This window comes from Psychrobacter sp. CX14, from assembly GCF_057396205.2.
The window spans coordinates 770269-785161 of the sequence record NZ_CM183187.1; the positions used below are offsets into that span (position 1 = coordinate 770269).

Genomic DNA, 14893 nt, shown 5'->3' on the forward strand with positions numbered 1-14893 from the left:
AAGGGCTTTATCAATAGAAGGTCTAATAAGGTGTAACAAGGGTGGTGCGCTATAACAATACATAACATAGCCAATAAATAACCGGCCTTAATGTGTTTAGTTTAGCATGACCACCCAAGGTTTATTGTACTTACCGCTTATGGCTACTTTCATCGGTTAATCTGTCAGCAATTTGTTATCTCGTAACTTTACTAATTAGACACGCAATAAGTTTTGACATTCGGTAGACACACAGACACTATAAAGAAAATATATGACCTATGAGTCAGCCATTGCGCTGTGACAGCAAGGGGTTAAATCCCCTACACTAGCCAACGCAGATATCATAGAGTACAGATAAAATTATACAAATTATATAATATAAATTTAATACTGTACCTGTACTGTAGGTGCTATATAGCCATAGTACGATGATGCTCATGCTTCTTTTGTGTCCATTCAGATATCAGATGGAGTCAGCTTAGTCACCCAGTTAACAAGATACTTGATTACGGCTATTTTAACTCTTTATCTGATAACAGTGAGTCGCAACTGTCTAGTAGCATCGACTGAGGGTGGGTGCTTTACTAAATCCAATTAGAATATGATCAACGTGGTTTAGCTTCTGATAAGGTTCGCCGTATTCAGAATTATAAAATAACAAGGAGATTTAAATGATATATCAAGGTAACCGCATCACGGTATCGATGTTAGATGATGGCATCGCCAACATGCAGTTTGACGCTCAAGACGAGAGTGTTAACAAATTTGATGCTGAAACAAATAAGCAATTCGCTGAAGCCGTTACCGCGCTTGAGCAAGCAGATAACATCAAAGGTTTGGTTGTTACTTCAACTAAAGGTGTTTTCATCGCTGGTGCTGATATCACTGAATTCGTTGGTCATTTCAATAAAGAAGCTTCTGAAATCGAAAAGTGGATTGTTGAAATCAATGGCGTATTCAACCGTTTTGAAGACTTGCCATTCCCTAAAGTAGCTGCTGTCAATGGCGCTGCGTTAGGAGGCGGTTGTGAAATGACATTGGTATGTGAATACCGTGTTATGGGCGAAAAAGCGCAAATCGGTCTTCCAGAAACCCAGCTAGGTATCTTCCCAGGCTTTGGCGGTAGCGTACGTACGCCACGTGTTATCGGTATCGACAACGCATTAGAGCTTATCGCAACAGGTAAACCTAAAAAGCCACAAGAAGCGCTAAAGTTAGGCTTGGTTGATGCGGTTGTTGCACAAGACGACTTACAAGCAGCCGCTATTGATTTAGTGAAAAAAGCGATTGCTGGTGACTTTGATTGGCAAGCAAAGCGTGAAGAGAAGCTTCAGCCTGTTAAATTAAATCAGCTTGAGCAAACGATGGCGTTTAGTAGCGCTAAAGCCGCTATCTTCGCTAAAGCAAATCCTAAGCAGTATCCAGCGGTTGCGATTGCTATCGATGCGATTGAAAAGCATGTGAACTTAGGCCGTGATGATGCGATCAAAGTAGAAGCAGCACACTTTGCTAAAGCGGCGAAAACACCACAAGCAGAAAGCTTGGTTGGTCTGTTCTTAAATGATCAAGCGGTTAAGAAATTAGCCAAAAAACACAGCAAGCAAGCACATGAGATCAATGAAGCAGCAGTACTTGGCGCTGGTATCATGGGTGGTGGTATTGCGTATCAAGCAGCTTCAAAAGGCCTGCCAATTATCATGAAAGACATCAAGTCTGAGCAATTAGACTTGGGTATGGGTGAGGCGAGCAAGCTTCTAGGTAAGCAGGTTGAGCGTAAGAAAATGACCCCAGCACAAATGGGTGAAACGCTAAGCCGTATCCGTCCGACACTTAACTACGGCGACTTTGGTGAAACTGACATCGTTATCGAAGCCGTTGTTGAAAATCCAAAAGTAAAACATGCTGTATTAAAAGAAGTCGAAGGCCTAGTAAAAGAAAACGCTATCTTAGCGTCTAATACTTCAACTATCTCTATCACTCATCTAGCGACTGTGCTTGAGCGTCCGGAAAACTTCGTGGGTATGCACTTCTTTAACCCAGTACACCGCATGCCATTAGTCGAAGTTATCCGTGGTGAGAAATCATCAGAAGAAGCGATTGCAACTACTGTTGCGCTAGCTCAGCGTATGGGTAAAGTGCCTGTTGTTGTGAACGACTGCCCAGGTTTCTTAGTAAACCGCGTATTGTTCCCATACTTCGGCGCATTTGACCTTCTATTAAAAGAAGGTGCTGACTTTGTTCATGTTGACAAAGTAATGGAGAAATTCGGCTGGCCTATGGGTCCTGCATACTTAATCGACGTGGTAGGTCTAGACACCGGCGTACACGGCGCAGAAGTTATGGCGGAAGGCTTCCCAGATCGCATGAAGCCAGATTATAAAGGCGCTATCAAGCATCTGTTTGAAAACAACCGTCTAGGTCAGAAAAACGGCGTTGGTTTCTACAAGTACGAAAAAGACAAGCGCGGCAAGCCTAAGAAAACAGCAGACGACGCAACTTATGCGCTACTAAAAGACACGACTGATGCGGATACTCAACAGTTTGAAGATCAAACCATTATCGATCGTATGATGCTTGCGTTCTGTAACGAAACCGTTCGCTGCTTAGAAGACAACATCGTAGCGACTCCAGCAGAAGCAGATATGGCGATGATTATGGGTGTTGGCTTCCCTCCATTCCGTGGTGGTCCATGCCGTTACATCGACCAAGTTGGCCTTGATAACTACTTAGCGCTATGTGAGAAATATGCTCACCTAGGCAAAGCGTATGAAGCGCCACAAAAAATCCGTGATATGGCAGCGGCTGGTGAAACGTTTTACCCAAAAGCCTAATACGATAAACGTTTAAAACAATTTAATTAGGGCTTACGCAATAATAGCTTTAGCAACAGAGTGTCATTTATTTACACTATCTGAAAGATAAAGCCAGAAGGTTAATAAATAGCACACAGTTGCCCAGAAGCGATTAAACCGCTATTTACTAAACAAATTTATTTGCGTAAGTCCTAACAATAATAAAGATTCAAGGAGTATTACATGACAACATTAAGTCCAAAAGACGTGGTCATCGTAGATGGCGTGCGTACCGCAATGGGTAAATCTAAAAACGGTATGTTCCGTAACGTTCGTGCTGATAGCATGTCAGCTGAGCTAGTCCGTGCTTTAGTTAAGCGTAACGACTTCGACACCAATGAAGTTGAAGATGTCATCTGGGGCTGTGTAAACCAGACTCTAGAACAGGGTATGAACATCGGCCGTAACATTGGTCTATTGGCTGATATTCCAAAAACAGCTGGCGGCCAAACGGTTAACCGTCTATGTGGTTCATCAATGCAAGCGCTACACACTGCCGCTGCTCAAATCATGACCAACCAAGGTGATGTATTCATCATCGGTGGTGTTGAGCACATGGGTCACGTGGGCATGATGCATGGTATCGACATCAACCCAGAAGCGTCTAAGCATTATGCGAAAGCGTCTAACATGATGGGCTTAACGGCTGAAATGCTAGGTCGTATGAATGGCATCACTCGTGAGCAGCAAGATGAGTTCGGTTATGAATCACATCGCCGTGCTTGGGAAGCAACTACTGAGGGTCGTTTTGACAATGAAATCATCGGTATCGAAGGTCACGATGCTGAAGGTCGCTTACAGCTTTGTACGGTAGACGAAGTGATTCGTCCAGATACTTCAATGGAGTCATTAGCTAAGTTACGTCCAGTATTCGACCCAGCAAATGGTACGGTAACTGCAGCAACGTCCTCTGCATTATCTGACGGTGCGTCTGCAATGCTTGTGATGAGCGCACAAAAAGCGAAAGACCTAGGTCTTAAGCCACGTGCTCGTATTCGCAGCATGGCAGTAGCCGGTTGTGACGCTGCTATCATGGGCTATGGCCCAGTACCAGCGACTCAAAAAGCACTAAAACGCGCTGGCATGAGCATCGATGACATGCAAACCATCGAATTAAACGAAGCGTTTGCGGCTCAAGGTCTGTCTGTACTTAAAGCACTTAACCTACTTGATAAGCGTGACATCATTAACGTTAATGGTGGTGCCATTGCTCTAGGTCACCCACTAGGTTGTTCTGGTGCACGTATCACTGTGACGCTATTGAACGCGATGGAGCAGATGGATACTGAAATTGGTCTAGCGACTATGTGTATCGGTCTGGGTCAAGGTATATCAACTGTGATTGAGCGTGTTTAATCACTGATTAGATCAATAAAATACCAATAGGATAAATCTAGCCTATTGCACCAAAAGCACCTCTAACATCATGTTAGAGGTGTTTTTTTGTCATTATACATTGGCAATACCTTTTAAGCAGAAGAACCACAGTACCAGTTCTGAATCTGTCTATATAAAAGCAATCAAAAGTAGCTCAGTGCCAATAACGACCAAACCTATAATCTTGAAGCCATATTATATTTCACAACAGGATCTAATGGCTAAGACGCTGCGCAGTTTTTTCTATCTCTATTTTATTGGTTTAGCTGTGACTGCTTTAATTATTTTTGCAGCAAAAATTGATAGTAATTATGATATTTCTCATTAGAATGAAGTAGGTGTATAGTTGTCATAACAGCGCAGAGCTTTAATCCTTTAGATTATTAATCATTATATTGTGCTAGGAAAATACCGAGGTATATCTATGATTCCTAAACATAAAACCACCCTAAAAGTTGCGCTAATATTTGCTATTAGCCTGAGCGTGGCACTATTTGCACATAGCAAAACGTCGACGACACAGACAAAAGATAATAACAGTGAGGTCGTTGAAAAGTCGTCGCTTATGCCGCCACAGGTATTAACCGGTAACGTAAATAAGACGTTAGAGGAGTTTAGCTTCACTACAGACAATGGTGAGGTCTATCATGTCGCCGACCCAAATCACCTGTTAGATAAGTTGGCCAAAGATAGTGGCAGAACTCACTCGCTTTATGAGTTAAAGGATGTGCGTATAAAAGGACGAGTAAGTCCAACTGGTAACTATGGACATATGGGTTACTATCAGCATCAGCTAACCGTAACCGGTGTTCTAGATAGCTAAGTGTAAGAGGTGATCAGAATATTTGACCACACCCACTTAATGTGACTTAATAAGGACAGGTATTTTTTATCTAACAGCACAAGGATTGTGTTATGTCTAAGACCATTATCACCGATAAAACCTATCGCATCATGCGCGACAATGCACAAGCGATTGTTATTGATGTGCAAGAAAAGCTAACCCCGCATATCTACCGTCATGAAGAGATTGTGCAAAAAATAACGACTTTGATAGAGCCCAATTAAAAATCCATGATGAATAAACGTTGTTATTTATCACGGATTTCTTATGTCTATGGAGTTAGTGTTATTCAACTAATAAAACAGGGTTAGCAGTGGGTTTATCTCGTATTTTTAAAACCAGGACACTGGCGAATGCGACTGCGATAATCAAAACCCAGCCTGATAATAACCAGCTACTAGTCATTACTTTGACGCCTTGCATTGATAGCACCATAACGACGCCGCCTAAATTCCCCATTAGCATTAGCATGGCGACGGCTTTGGCTGCTTGTGAGGGATGTACTGTGTCCTCTGCGGCGGCAATAAGCAGTGGATAACCGGCTAATAAGAAAAAGCCAAGGATAAAGCTGATAACCAGAGCCATGCTTCCTGAACTGGTATAAAGCAGCGGGTAGGTTGCAAATGCGCCAACGAGCGTTGCTATGATTAGAAAAATACGCCTTTTATGCAGATAATCTGACAATATCGGAATAATGAGCGCACCCAAAATACCACCGATAATAAGCATAGCTGTAATAACACCTGCAGTTGCCTCATCAATGCCACGCGGCTCAAGAATAGGCGCAATCCAATTGCTTAGCCCATTAAAATAACCCATGGCGATAAATATAGTCAGTGAGATGAGCCATAAACGTTTGTTCTTTAACAAAGACTCCATCTCACGCAGTGTGATAGCGTCATAGTGCTTTTGCGGCTTTTCAGCGACTACGAATAAGAAAATAGTCACCACAATGGCTGTCAGTGCCATATTGATTAATAACATACCAGAAAAACCAAAAGTGTCTATTAGCGGTGCTGAAGCAAAGGCACCTAAGGCAGTTGCCAAAAACATTACCCCCATAATCACACCGGTCACGGTAGCAATTTGTGATTTATCAAACCAGTCTGTGGTTACCTGATTAATAGCATTGGTAATATAAGGTTGGGCGATGGCGATAAGCAGCTGCCCACCAAACACAGCCCAATAGTTATCAACCCCAAGCCAGCGTATAAATGAGCCTATCAGCATTAATATGGCAGCGTAACTGACCACCTTTTTGTATCCCATATTATCCAGCCTCTTACCAGAATGGATGGCGAGAAGGACAAAGACAATAGGGAACATTAAGGTTAATAGATTGGCAAAAAACTCACTAACACCGAAATGGGTCTGAGTGCTGATAATGATGGTGGCAAAGCTCAGCCACAAAAACTGATTGATGCCTAACAATAAGGCAAATGCAGCGATGATTACCCACCGATTATGGTGGGGTTTACGAGTTAGCAAGAGCGGCTCTAGTTGAGAGAGGGGGGCATCTTGAGAGAGTTCCCCCACATTCTGGGCGGCATGGTGATTCTGTGGCATCGACGACTCCTTGTCTGATAGATATCCATATCCTTATTATGACTGTCAATAAACACTAAAACAACTGTTAAAAATAAGCTAGGATAATTAAAATAATCTAGTATTATATTAAGTCAAAAGGAACAAGGCCTTATGCCATTAACCAACAATAAAAATATCAGTATTGAGGATGTGACTCATTTTTTATTAGAGCTTGATGCTCTAAAGCGCGTCAACAGACGCAGTTATGTGACCCAAGCCACACGTCTTGAAAACTCTGCTGAGCATTCTTGGCATTTAGCAATGGCGTGTTGGTCTATTGCAGAGCTGTTTGAGATTAACGTGAATCATGAGAAGCTTTTGAAATTAGCCTTAATCCATGATTTGGGTGAGATTGATGCTGGTGACACCTTTTTGTATGCAAATAGTCGCAGTGACGCCCATCTTGAGGAGCGTGAAGGTATTGCACGATTGCAAGCTGAGCGAGGCAATGGTATTTATAATCTAAGCGAGATTTGGGAGGAGCAGGAGACAGGAAACAGTCGTGAGACGCAGCTACTTAAAGTGGTCGATAGGCTATTACCGTTTTTGTTAAATCTCAATACTGAGGGTAAAACGTGGCGAGATATGAAGGTCAAACGCTCGCAAGTGGCTGGCGCGCATGCCTTTATTGAAGATAGTTTCCCTGCTATTCATGATTGGCTCAGTAAACAAATTGAGTATGCAACCAAGCAAGGTTGGTTAATTGATGCATAGGGCGTGTGGAACATTCGACCATGGCACTGGCGGCGACTATTTTTTAGTCAATATGCAGTGAAATTTTTGACGCTTAGTCATTCTAAGTTAGACAATTTCGCAAACTATTGGCAAAAAAGAGTCCCGCCCCTGAGAACGGATTAAGCAAAGCACTGCTTTGTCCGTTCGCAAGGCGAGAGCTGTGCTCGAGTGAGGCTGATGCTAAAATCGCCCTAGACGTTGTTGCAAACCTAGTCAAGGTCTAGACATTAACTACGGTTTACGCCTAGTCTGAAACAATTTTAGCTATCAGCAGTGCTAATTTGCGAATGTTCCACACGCCCTAATCATCCAACAGCAATAACACTTAAATAAGGGCAACATTGTGACGCATATTTCTGCTAAGAGTTTCAGTTTAAAGGGTTTAGGAGTAGCTGTGTTATTGATAGCTGCCCAGTCTGTATATGCAGCACCCGTTAGCAACGGTCAAAAACTGGCGCTAGATGCCAAAAAGCAAATAGGGGTTACCGTCGGCTACGATCCTACCTATCGCAGTCTTGATTTCCCGAGGGGTGATATCTCACAATCAACGGGTGTCTGCACGGATGTGGTTATACGCGCCTATCGCCTGCAGAATATAGACTTACAGCAGCTGGTTAATCATGATATGAAACAGAATTGGTCAGCTTACCCAAAAATCTGGGGGTTAAAGTCGACCGATAAGAATATTGACCATAGGCGAGTGCCTAATTTGGAAGTGTTTTTTGAGCGTCATGGTCAGAGTCTTTCGACCACTGATAAAGCCAGTTTTAAAACCGGTGATATTGTGAGTTGGCGACTGAAAGGCAATAATTTACCACATATCGGTATCGTATCTGATAAAAAGGCATGGGACGGTACGCCTTTGATTATTCATAATATTGGGCGTGGCACACAAGAGCAAAATGTCTTATTTGAGATGCCAATCAAAGGCCACTATCGTTATTAACAGTCATATTGAATACGGTCATATTTTTATTCAAAACGAAAGCTTACCAAACAATTTCAATGGGTGTGCCTACTTTAACCGCACTCATGATTTCGTCCATTTCTTCATTGGTCACCGCCATACAGCCGTCTGTCCAATTGCGCTTTTGCACCACATCAGCTAAGTGCCCGTAACCATTCATCTGACCATGAATCATGATTGCACCGCCAGGTGAGAGGCCACGTGCCTCTGCACTGGCAATGTCTGCTTCATTGGGATAGCTGACATGGATAGAGCGATAGGCAATCGAGTTCTCATTTTTATAATCTAAAATATACTCACCCTCTGGTGTACGCTCATCGCCTTCTTGCTGCTTATGACCTTTTGGTGCATCACCGAGCGCAATGTGATAGCTTTTAATCGCTTTATTATCTTGCAACAGATATAGTTTTTGTGATGACTTATCGACATAGACTCTATCTATATTTGCTTGCTCTAGGGTCAATGGAGAGGGCGGGAAGTAGGTGTCGTGTGAGCCACTTTGGCGAGAGAGTTGGTCGTAATACTCTTGCATCTCATCAGAGTCATTATGAGGATCAGCTATGATGACAATCACAGCAAGCGCAAATACGATTAAAAATACGGTTTTTAGTAAGCTGGTCTTTTTTTGCGACATCATCAGATATCCTGTCTTATAAAATATAAAACAGGATACCGCTCTGATATGTAAGGCTGGCGTAGAAAGTGTAGATTTTGGATGAAGGGTATCCTATTAAGGGTTTGATACACCTAAAAGCTCGCCCATTTTGACCACAGAACCATGCTGCATGTCTTGTGACCACTGAACACCAGCAGATTTTGGTAGGACCACAATGGCGGTAGATCCCAGATAGAAGCGTCCTAATTCATCACCTTTTTTCAAGCTGATATTATGGGTTTGGGTCTGAATGCTATCGCTGCGCTCAATTTTGCCAGTGGCGACGGTTTCGATACCGGCAACAATCATCGCACCGACCAGTACCACACAGGCTTTGCCGTATTCGGTATCAAAAACACACACCAAACGCTCATTACGCGCAAATAAATCAGGTACATTGGCCGCGGTAACATTATTCACTGAGAACAAAGTACCTGGTACATAGCGGGTTTCAATCAGCGTACCATTAAAGGGCATGTGTACTCTATGATAGTTGCTTGGTGCCAGATAGACGGTAGCAAAGCTGCCCTCATTGTAATAGCTGCTTTCTTTATTTTCAGTATCAGCAAGTAGGTGACTGACCGAATAATCACGTCCTTTGGCTTGCAGTAGTTGACCGTGCTCAATAGCACCAATTTGCGAAATCATACCGTCGGCTGGCGAGACGATGCCGTGTGCGCTATCATCAATCGGACGCGCATTGTCATCAAGCTCTCGGGTAAAAAAGTCATTAAAGCTGCTAAAATCAGTTAAGTTTTTGCGAGCGTATTCATCTAGTGTAATGCCATAAGCTTTGGCGAAACCATGCACAAAGGCTCGTTTAACCACAGGGTTTTTACTGGACGCCAATTTACCTGCTGTTTCGCTTAATTTTTGCTGGGGTACGATATGTTGTAGCGTGGTAAACAGTCCGTCACGGGTTAATACTTTTTGAGTTTGCTTTTTTATGGAATCTTTAATCATGTTTTTCATAATAAATACCGATAATGATGAGGAAAGTAGTGTGTTTTATTGACTGATTTAAATAATAAAGTAGTCTTTAACGAAATACGAACCTAATTTTAAATGTAAGCTAAACGTTAAATGTAAGATATAGTTGTTATAAGAAATTAGTGATAAGGCTAGTTTATCATAATGGCCAATAAGCACGTTTAGATAGAACATAAGTTTAGAAAAATGACCGCCGGTTTAGGAATAAATAAATATGAAAGCTTTGATTCAACGAGTAACACAAGCCAGCGTGACAGTAGACAGCCAGATAGTCGGCGAGATTGAGCACGGTATTTTGGCTTATATTGGCATTGGTCCTGAGGATAATTTGCAAAGTGCGCAAAAAATAATCGATAAGATCCTCACGTACCGTATCTTTGATAATGAGGTGGGCAAACTTGATAAGAATATTCAGCAAGTACAAGGCGGCTTACTGTTGGTATCCCAATTTACACTAATGGCAAAAACGGACAAAGGGCGTCGTCCAGACTTTGGCGGTGCGATGCCACCGGCTCAAGCAAATGAGCTGTTTGAGCAATTGATCGACTATGCAAAGGCGCAATACGATAACGTGGCCTCAGGGGAGTTCGGTGCCAATATGCTGGTCAAAGCCGATAATGATGGGCCATTAAACTTTATTTTAGAAATTAATTAGATTATCAAAATAGGCTAAGTAGCTTAGATGAAATGAAGCTATGAGACTGCTAACAAGTACAAGCCCTTGCTTGTTAATAGGGACTGGTTACGCTTTAGACTATAATATTCACTATTTGTCATCTAGCTGTCATAATTGTACGTTGTAATATAACGGTCATATTTATAGGTAATGACGCATATATTATTGCTGAAAAGCAGTACGTGAAATTATAGGACAGTAATCAGATGAATACGGAAACCATATTAGTTGTAGAAGATGAGCCTGCCATACGCGAGATGATTGTGACCACGCTTGAGATGGCTGGTTATGAATGCTTGCAAGCCGAAGATGTCAACGAGGCGCACAATCATGTGGTTGACCACAGACCGGCTATGATTTTGTTAGATTGGATGTTACCGGGTAATCAGTCTGGTATCGACTTATGCCGCCGTCTAAAAAAAGATGAGTTGTTGTCTGAAATTCCTATCATTATGCTCACTGCCAGAGGTGAAGAAGACAATAAGGTGCAAGGCCTTGATGCTGGTGCAGATGACTATATCACTAAGCCGTTTTCAACCCGTGAATTGGTCTCGCGCATTAAAGCAGTTCTACGCCGTAGTAGCGCACTGTCAGGAGAGAAGCCGATTGAAGCTGAAGGCCTAAGTCTTGATCCAGTGAGCCAACGTCTTTCAGCGGACGGTATACCTGTGGAGATTGGTCCGACAGAATACCGTTTGTTGGCTTTCTTTATGAGTCACCCAGAACGTGCTTATACTCGCACACAGTTATTGGACCAAGTGTGGGGCGGTAATGTGTATGTGGAAGACCGTACTATTGACGTGCATATCCGCCGGCTGCGTAAAGTGTTAGAGCCGTATAATTATGCAGGTTTTATCCAAACTGTACGCGGCACCGGCTATCGCTTCTCGACGCAAATACATGGCTAATCATTTATTACCCAAATTGTTGATAACCTATCATGACCGTATTAAAGTAGTGTCTGATTAGAAACTATACATTTGAGAGTGTCATGACACCGTCGAAAGACCCCAAAAAGCAGATTAATGATATAGAAAATGACAGCAGTATTAATCTGGCTGAGCCGCCTGTGATAGAAGAACAGTCATCTGAGGAGGGCACTACGAACGCGCCCAGTTTAATGCCCAAAGAAAATAGGGCAGCCAGCCAAAAAAGACATGAAGACAGTGTCAAACATGGCACAACTTTATTTTGGTCAGATTTTAAATGGCTTATTACTTTAATAGTTGGCGGTGCAGCATTAGGCGTTTATATGGGCTCGCTGCCGTGGGGTATCGTTGTCGGGCTAGTGCTGTATTACGTTTGGCGACTGTATGCGGTACAGCAGTTTTATAATTGGATGAGTCGCTCGTTAACCTTGCCGCCCCCTGATTTCTCAGGTAGCTTGACCTTTATGGCCAATCAGCTATATGAGAGTAAAAAGCAAGAGCAAATGACGCATCAGAAAATGATGGGGCTGATTAAGAAGATACGCAGCTCATTATTGGCGCTACAAGATGCGGTTATTTTACTGGATGAAAATGATGGTCTTGAGTGGTGGAACCAAGCAGCAGAGACCTTATTAGATTTGCGCTCAGAAGATCAGGGTCGTAGTATTTTAGATTTAATCGATGTGCCGCAATTCCAAGAATATTACGTGACTGCAAGCTCGCCTAATGAGGGAGTGCGTCTACGCTCATGGCGTAATTATGAGCGGTTTTTGCAATGTGAGGTAACTCACTTTGGTACTGAAAAGCTGCTGATTATTTATGATGTCACCCGTCTACAGCATCTTGAACAGATGCGCAAAGACTTCGTGGGTAATGTGTCGCATGAGCTGCGCACACCTCTGACAGTACTCATGGGTTATATCGAGACCTTCTCAGATCAGCCCGATTTAGACCCTAAATGGCGCCGTGGTTTTAATTTAATGATGCAGCAAACAGGACGGATGAATCATATTATTAATGATCTGCTTCTGCTGTCTCGTCTTGAGAATGAAGAGCGTATTAAAGAAGAACGTATTGATATGCCAAGATTATTGACCAGTATTTTTGATGATGCTCAGGCATATAACAAAGAGTATGGTCATGTTATTGATTTGCATATTGATTCGCAGCGAGATGTCTTTGGCTCTGAGATATATCTAAACAGTGCCTTATTAAATCTGGTTACCAATGCTATTAAATACACACCTAAAGGTGGTGAGGTTAGTATTTCATGGCAAGATGTAAAAGGCGGCTGTTTATTCTCAGTATATGATAATGGTATTGGTATAGCTGAGGAGCACATCGATCGGTTAACCGAACGCTTCTACCGTGTCGACAGTGGGCGCTCTCGTGCGACTGGGGGAACCGGTTTAGGACTGGCCATCGTCAAGCATGTACTGTATCAGCATGAGGCGAAGCTGACCATCGAATCAACCGAAGGCAAAGGCTCGACCTTTAATGTTTTCTTCCCCAAACGACGCATTTATCGTAGTAATGCTAAATTAGAGAATAAGTCTTAATCTTTATATATTCTGATCTTTGTACTGCTTAGTCTTTATTGGTGTAATGGACAAAATTCAGGCTGAGACCCCCTTTAAAGCTATATACTATAAGTATTTGCAAGGATTGAAAGCCATGAATCAAAAAACTGCCCTTTTTGTGGTGAAAAACACACGAAAAAGAATGGTTATAAATCAGGGAAACAGCAGTACAAATGCCTTGTTTGTAATCGGCAGTTTTTAGGTGGCAGGCGGCTCAATAATACAACTTTGTGGCAAGAATATACTCAAGGTAAACAGACTTATAAACAACTTGCTCATAAGTATGGCTGTAGCATAAAGACCATACAAAGGCGACTAGATACTATTGAGATAAAGTCACTTAATAAGCTACCTACTCGTGCCAACATAGTGATGGACACGACCTACTTTGGTAGAACATTTGGCTTAATGGTATTTCTCGACTATACAAGCAAAGCGGTATTACACCACCGTATTATTCACTATGAGACCAACGCTCTGTATAAACTGGGAATAGAGCATATAAAATCACAAGGCATTGATATCACTAGCATTACTTGCGATGGAAGACGAGGTCTTAATGCTTTGTTTAAAGATATACCGATACAAATGTGCCAGTTTCATCAGCTACAGATCATCACTCGATACTTAACTCGTAGGCCTCAAAATATCGCAAGTATTGCACTTAGACAGCTAGCTTTAAATATAAAGGATTATGATAAGACAACGTTCATTCAGGACTTGGATAGATGGTATTTAACTCATGAGGACTACTTAAATGAACGTAGTACCAATATAGATACTGGTAAGACTTGGTACACCCATAAGCGTCTTAGAAGTGCCTATAGAAGCTTGCGAGTAAATAGTGATTGGTTATTCACTTATAGAGAATTAGATGACTTAAACATTCCAAATACAACTAATTCTCTAGAAGGTTTGTTTAGCGAGTTAAAACGCCAATTAAGCAGTCATAATGGGCTCAATAAACAACGTAAGCTTAAGTTTATTAACAACTTTTTAATGACATACTCTGCAGGTTAGCCTGAATTTTGTCCATTAGAGACTAACCGCTCGTTTTTAGCCTGAATTTTGTCCATTACACCTCTTTATTTTTAGCATAAAAAAAGAGCCATTCATATTATGAATGGCTCTTTTACGTTTAGCCGCTAAACCAGCCTTCTAAACGTATTTAAATCTTAGTGCTGAATGCCGCCAGCACCGTGTACATGGCCGTGATTTAGTTCGTCTTCAGTCGCTGCGCGTACTTCAACGATTTCTACGTCAAAGCTTAATTTTTTGCCAGCTAGAGGATGGTTTGCATCAACAGTTACGGTGTCATCATTAACATCAGTTACAGTGACTAGCATGACTTGGCCTTCAGCTTCAGACTGGAACTGCATACCTGGCTGAATGTCTTCAACGCCTTGGAAGTTAGAGCGGGGCACTTGTTGTACCGCTTGCTCTTGGTATTCGCCATAAGCGTCAGCAGGTTCGATAACCGCAGTTAACGAATCGCCAGCAGATTTGCCTTCAAGCTCTTTTTCAAGACCTGGAATAATGTTGTTATGACCATGTAGGTAAGCGAGAGGCTCGCCTTGTGATTGGTCAATCACTGTGCCGTTTTCGTCTTTTAATACATAGTTAAAACGTACAGCAGTATCTTTTGTAATCGTTGTCATAAAAATTCCTAAAATATATAAGGGTTCAATAAATAAATACGTAACACAATTAGACAGGGCT

Annotated in this window: 14 protein-coding genes; 10 read left to right on the top strand and 4 right to left on the bottom strand. The window is 42.1% G+C overall.

Annotated features, from left to right (window positions below):
• Positions 1-653 precede the first annotated feature (653 nt).
• From fadB to AC2SLO_RS03300, 4 genes are all read left to right on the top strand, one after another.
• Positions 654-2813: a fatty acid oxidation complex subunit alpha FadB gene (gene fadB / locus AC2SLO_RS03285; protein WP_486543582.1), complete on the top strand. Its 2160-nt coding sequence runs from the start codon at positions 654-656 to the stop codon at positions 2811-2813.
• 204 nt (positions 2814-3017) lie between these two features.
• A complete protein-coding gene (gene fadA / locus AC2SLO_RS03290) occupies positions 3018-4190 on the top strand; it encodes an acetyl-CoA C-acyltransferase FadA (RefSeq protein WP_486543583.1) in 1173 nt (390 codons plus the stop codon).
• A 445-nt stretch (positions 4191-4635) separates the two neighbouring features.
• A complete protein-coding gene (locus tag AC2SLO_RS03295) occupies positions 4636-5034 on the top strand; it encodes a hypothetical protein (RefSeq protein WP_486543584.1) in 399 nt (132 codons plus the stop codon).
• Between the two features lie 92 nt (positions 5035-5126).
• A complete protein-coding gene (locus tag AC2SLO_RS03300) occupies positions 5127-5279 on the top strand; it encodes a hypothetical protein (RefSeq protein ID WP_486543585.1) in 153 nt (50 codons plus the stop codon).
• Positions 5280-5340: 61 nt separating this feature from the next.
• Here the strand turns inward: AC2SLO_RS03300 and AC2SLO_RS03305 are convergent, their stop codons facing one another.
• A complete protein-coding gene (locus AC2SLO_RS03305) occupies positions 5341-6621 on the bottom strand; it encodes an MFS transporter (protein WP_486543586.1) in 1281 nt (426 codons plus the stop codon).
• 132 nt (positions 6622-6753) lie between these two features.
• On the opposite strand from AC2SLO_RS03305, the gene AC2SLO_RS03310 reads away from it, so the two are divergent.
• Together AC2SLO_RS03310 and AC2SLO_RS03315 are read left to right on the top strand one after the other, a co-directional pair.
• Positions 6754-7356, top strand: a complete 603-nt coding sequence (locus AC2SLO_RS03310; protein ID WP_486543587.1) for an HD domain-containing protein — start codon at positions 6754-6756, stop codon at positions 7354-7356.
• 415 nt (positions 7357-7771) lie between these two features.
• Positions 7772-8323: a DUF1287 domain-containing protein gene (locus AC2SLO_RS03315; RefSeq protein ID WP_486543588.1), complete on the top strand. Its 552-nt coding sequence runs from the start codon at positions 7772-7774 to the stop codon at positions 8321-8323.
• A 43-nt stretch (positions 8324-8366) separates the two neighbouring features.
• On the opposite strand, the gene AC2SLO_RS03320 is transcribed toward AC2SLO_RS03315, so the two are convergent.
• A complete protein-coding gene (locus AC2SLO_RS03320) occupies positions 8367-8981 on the bottom strand; it encodes a L,D-transpeptidase family protein (RefSeq protein ID WP_486543589.1) in 615 nt (204 codons plus the stop codon).
• A 93-nt stretch (positions 8982-9074) separates the two neighbouring features.
• Positions 9075-9962, bottom strand: coding sequence for an archaetidylserine decarboxylase (gene asd / locus AC2SLO_RS03325; protein ID WP_486543594.1), 888 nt, complete (start codon positions 9960-9962; stop codon positions 9075-9077).
• A 241-nt stretch (positions 9963-10203) separates the two neighbouring features.
• On the opposite strand from asd, the gene dtd reads away from it, so the two are divergent.
• The 4 genes from dtd (at position 10204) to AC2SLO_RS03345 (ending at position 14194) form a co-directional block, all read left to right on the top strand.
• Positions 10204-10644 carry a D-aminoacyl-tRNA deacylase gene (gene dtd / locus AC2SLO_RS03330; protein ID WP_486543590.1) on the top strand — a complete coding sequence of 147 codons (441 nt, stop codon included), beginning with the start codon at positions 10204-10206 and terminating at the stop codon, positions 10642-10644.
• 227 nt (positions 10645-10871) lie between these two features.
• Complete coding sequence (gene phoB / locus AC2SLO_RS03335; protein ID WP_486543591.1) at positions 10872-11573, top strand: phosphate regulon transcriptional regulator PhoB; 702 nt, start codon at positions 10872-10874, stop codon at positions 11571-11573.
• Positions 11574-11656: 83 nt separating this feature from the next.
• Positions 11657-13153 (top strand): phosphate regulon sensor histidine kinase PhoR, encoded by a 1497-nt coding sequence (gene phoR, locus AC2SLO_RS03340; protein ID WP_486543592.1) that lies wholly within the window; start codon positions 11657-11659, stop codon positions 13151-13153.
• A 105-nt stretch (positions 13154-13258) separates the two neighbouring features.
• The gene (locus AC2SLO_RS03345) at positions 13259-14194 is read left to right on the top strand and encodes an IS256 family transposase, variant Zn-binding type (RefSeq protein ID WP_495637094.1); all 936 of its coding nucleotides are present in this window, start codon (positions 13259-13261) and stop codon (positions 14192-14194) included.
• A 155-nt stretch (positions 14195-14349) separates the two neighbouring features.
• On the opposite strand, the gene AC2SLO_RS03350 is transcribed toward AC2SLO_RS03345, so the two are convergent.
• On the bottom strand, positions 14350-14832 hold the full coding sequence (locus AC2SLO_RS03350) for an FKBP-type peptidyl-prolyl cis-trans isomerase (RefSeq protein WP_486543500.1): 483 nt from the start codon (positions 14830-14832) through the stop codon (positions 14350-14352).
• Positions 14833-14893 lie beyond the last annotated feature (61 nt).

What these genes read in the sequence shown, in the direction of transcription:
- AC2SLO_RS03310 (WP_486543587.1), top strand. Translation starts at nt 6,754, where the DNA reads ATGCCATTAACCAACAATAAAAATATCAGTATTGAGGATGTGACTCAT.
- AC2SLO_RS03295 (WP_486543584.1), top strand. Translation starts at nt 4,636, where the DNA reads ATGATTCCTAAACATAAAACCACCCTAAAAGTTGCGCTAATATTTGCT.
- phoB (WP_486543591.1), top strand. Translation starts at nt 10,872, where the DNA reads ATGAATACGGAAACCATATTAGTTGTAGAAGATGAGCCTGCCATACGC.
- AC2SLO_RS03300 (WP_486543585.1), top strand. Translation starts at nt 5,127, where the DNA reads ATGTCTAAGACCATTATCACCGATAAAACCTATCGCATCATGCGCGAC.
- fadA (WP_486543583.1), top strand. Translation starts at nt 3,018, where the DNA reads ATGACAACATTAAGTCCAAAAGACGTGGTCATCGTAGATGGCGTGCGT.
- AC2SLO_RS03305 (WP_486543586.1), bottom strand. Translation starts at nt 6,621, where the DNA reads ATGCCACAGAATCACCATGCCGCCCAGAATGTGGGGGAACTCTCTCAA.
- dtd (WP_486543590.1), top strand. Translation starts at nt 10,204, where the DNA reads ATGAAAGCTTTGATTCAACGAGTAACACAAGCCAGCGTGACAGTAGAC.
- AC2SLO_RS03350 (WP_486543500.1), bottom strand. Translation starts at nt 14,832, where the DNA reads ATGACAACGATTACAAAAGATACTGCTGTACGTTTTAACTATGTATTA.
- asd (WP_486543594.1), bottom strand. Translation starts at nt 9,962, where the DNA reads ATGATTAAAGATTCCATAAAAAAGCAAACTCAAAAAGTATTAACCCGT.
- phoR (WP_486543592.1), top strand. Translation starts at nt 11,657, where the DNA reads ATGACACCGTCGAAAGACCCCAAAAAGCAGATTAATGATATAGAAAAT.
- fadB (WP_486543582.1), top strand. Translation starts at nt 654, where the DNA reads ATGATATATCAAGGTAACCGCATCACGGTATCGATGTTAGATGATGGC.
- AC2SLO_RS03320 (WP_486543589.1), bottom strand. Translation starts at nt 8,981, where the DNA reads ATGATGTCGCAAAAAAAGACCAGCTTACTAAAAACCGTATTTTTAATC.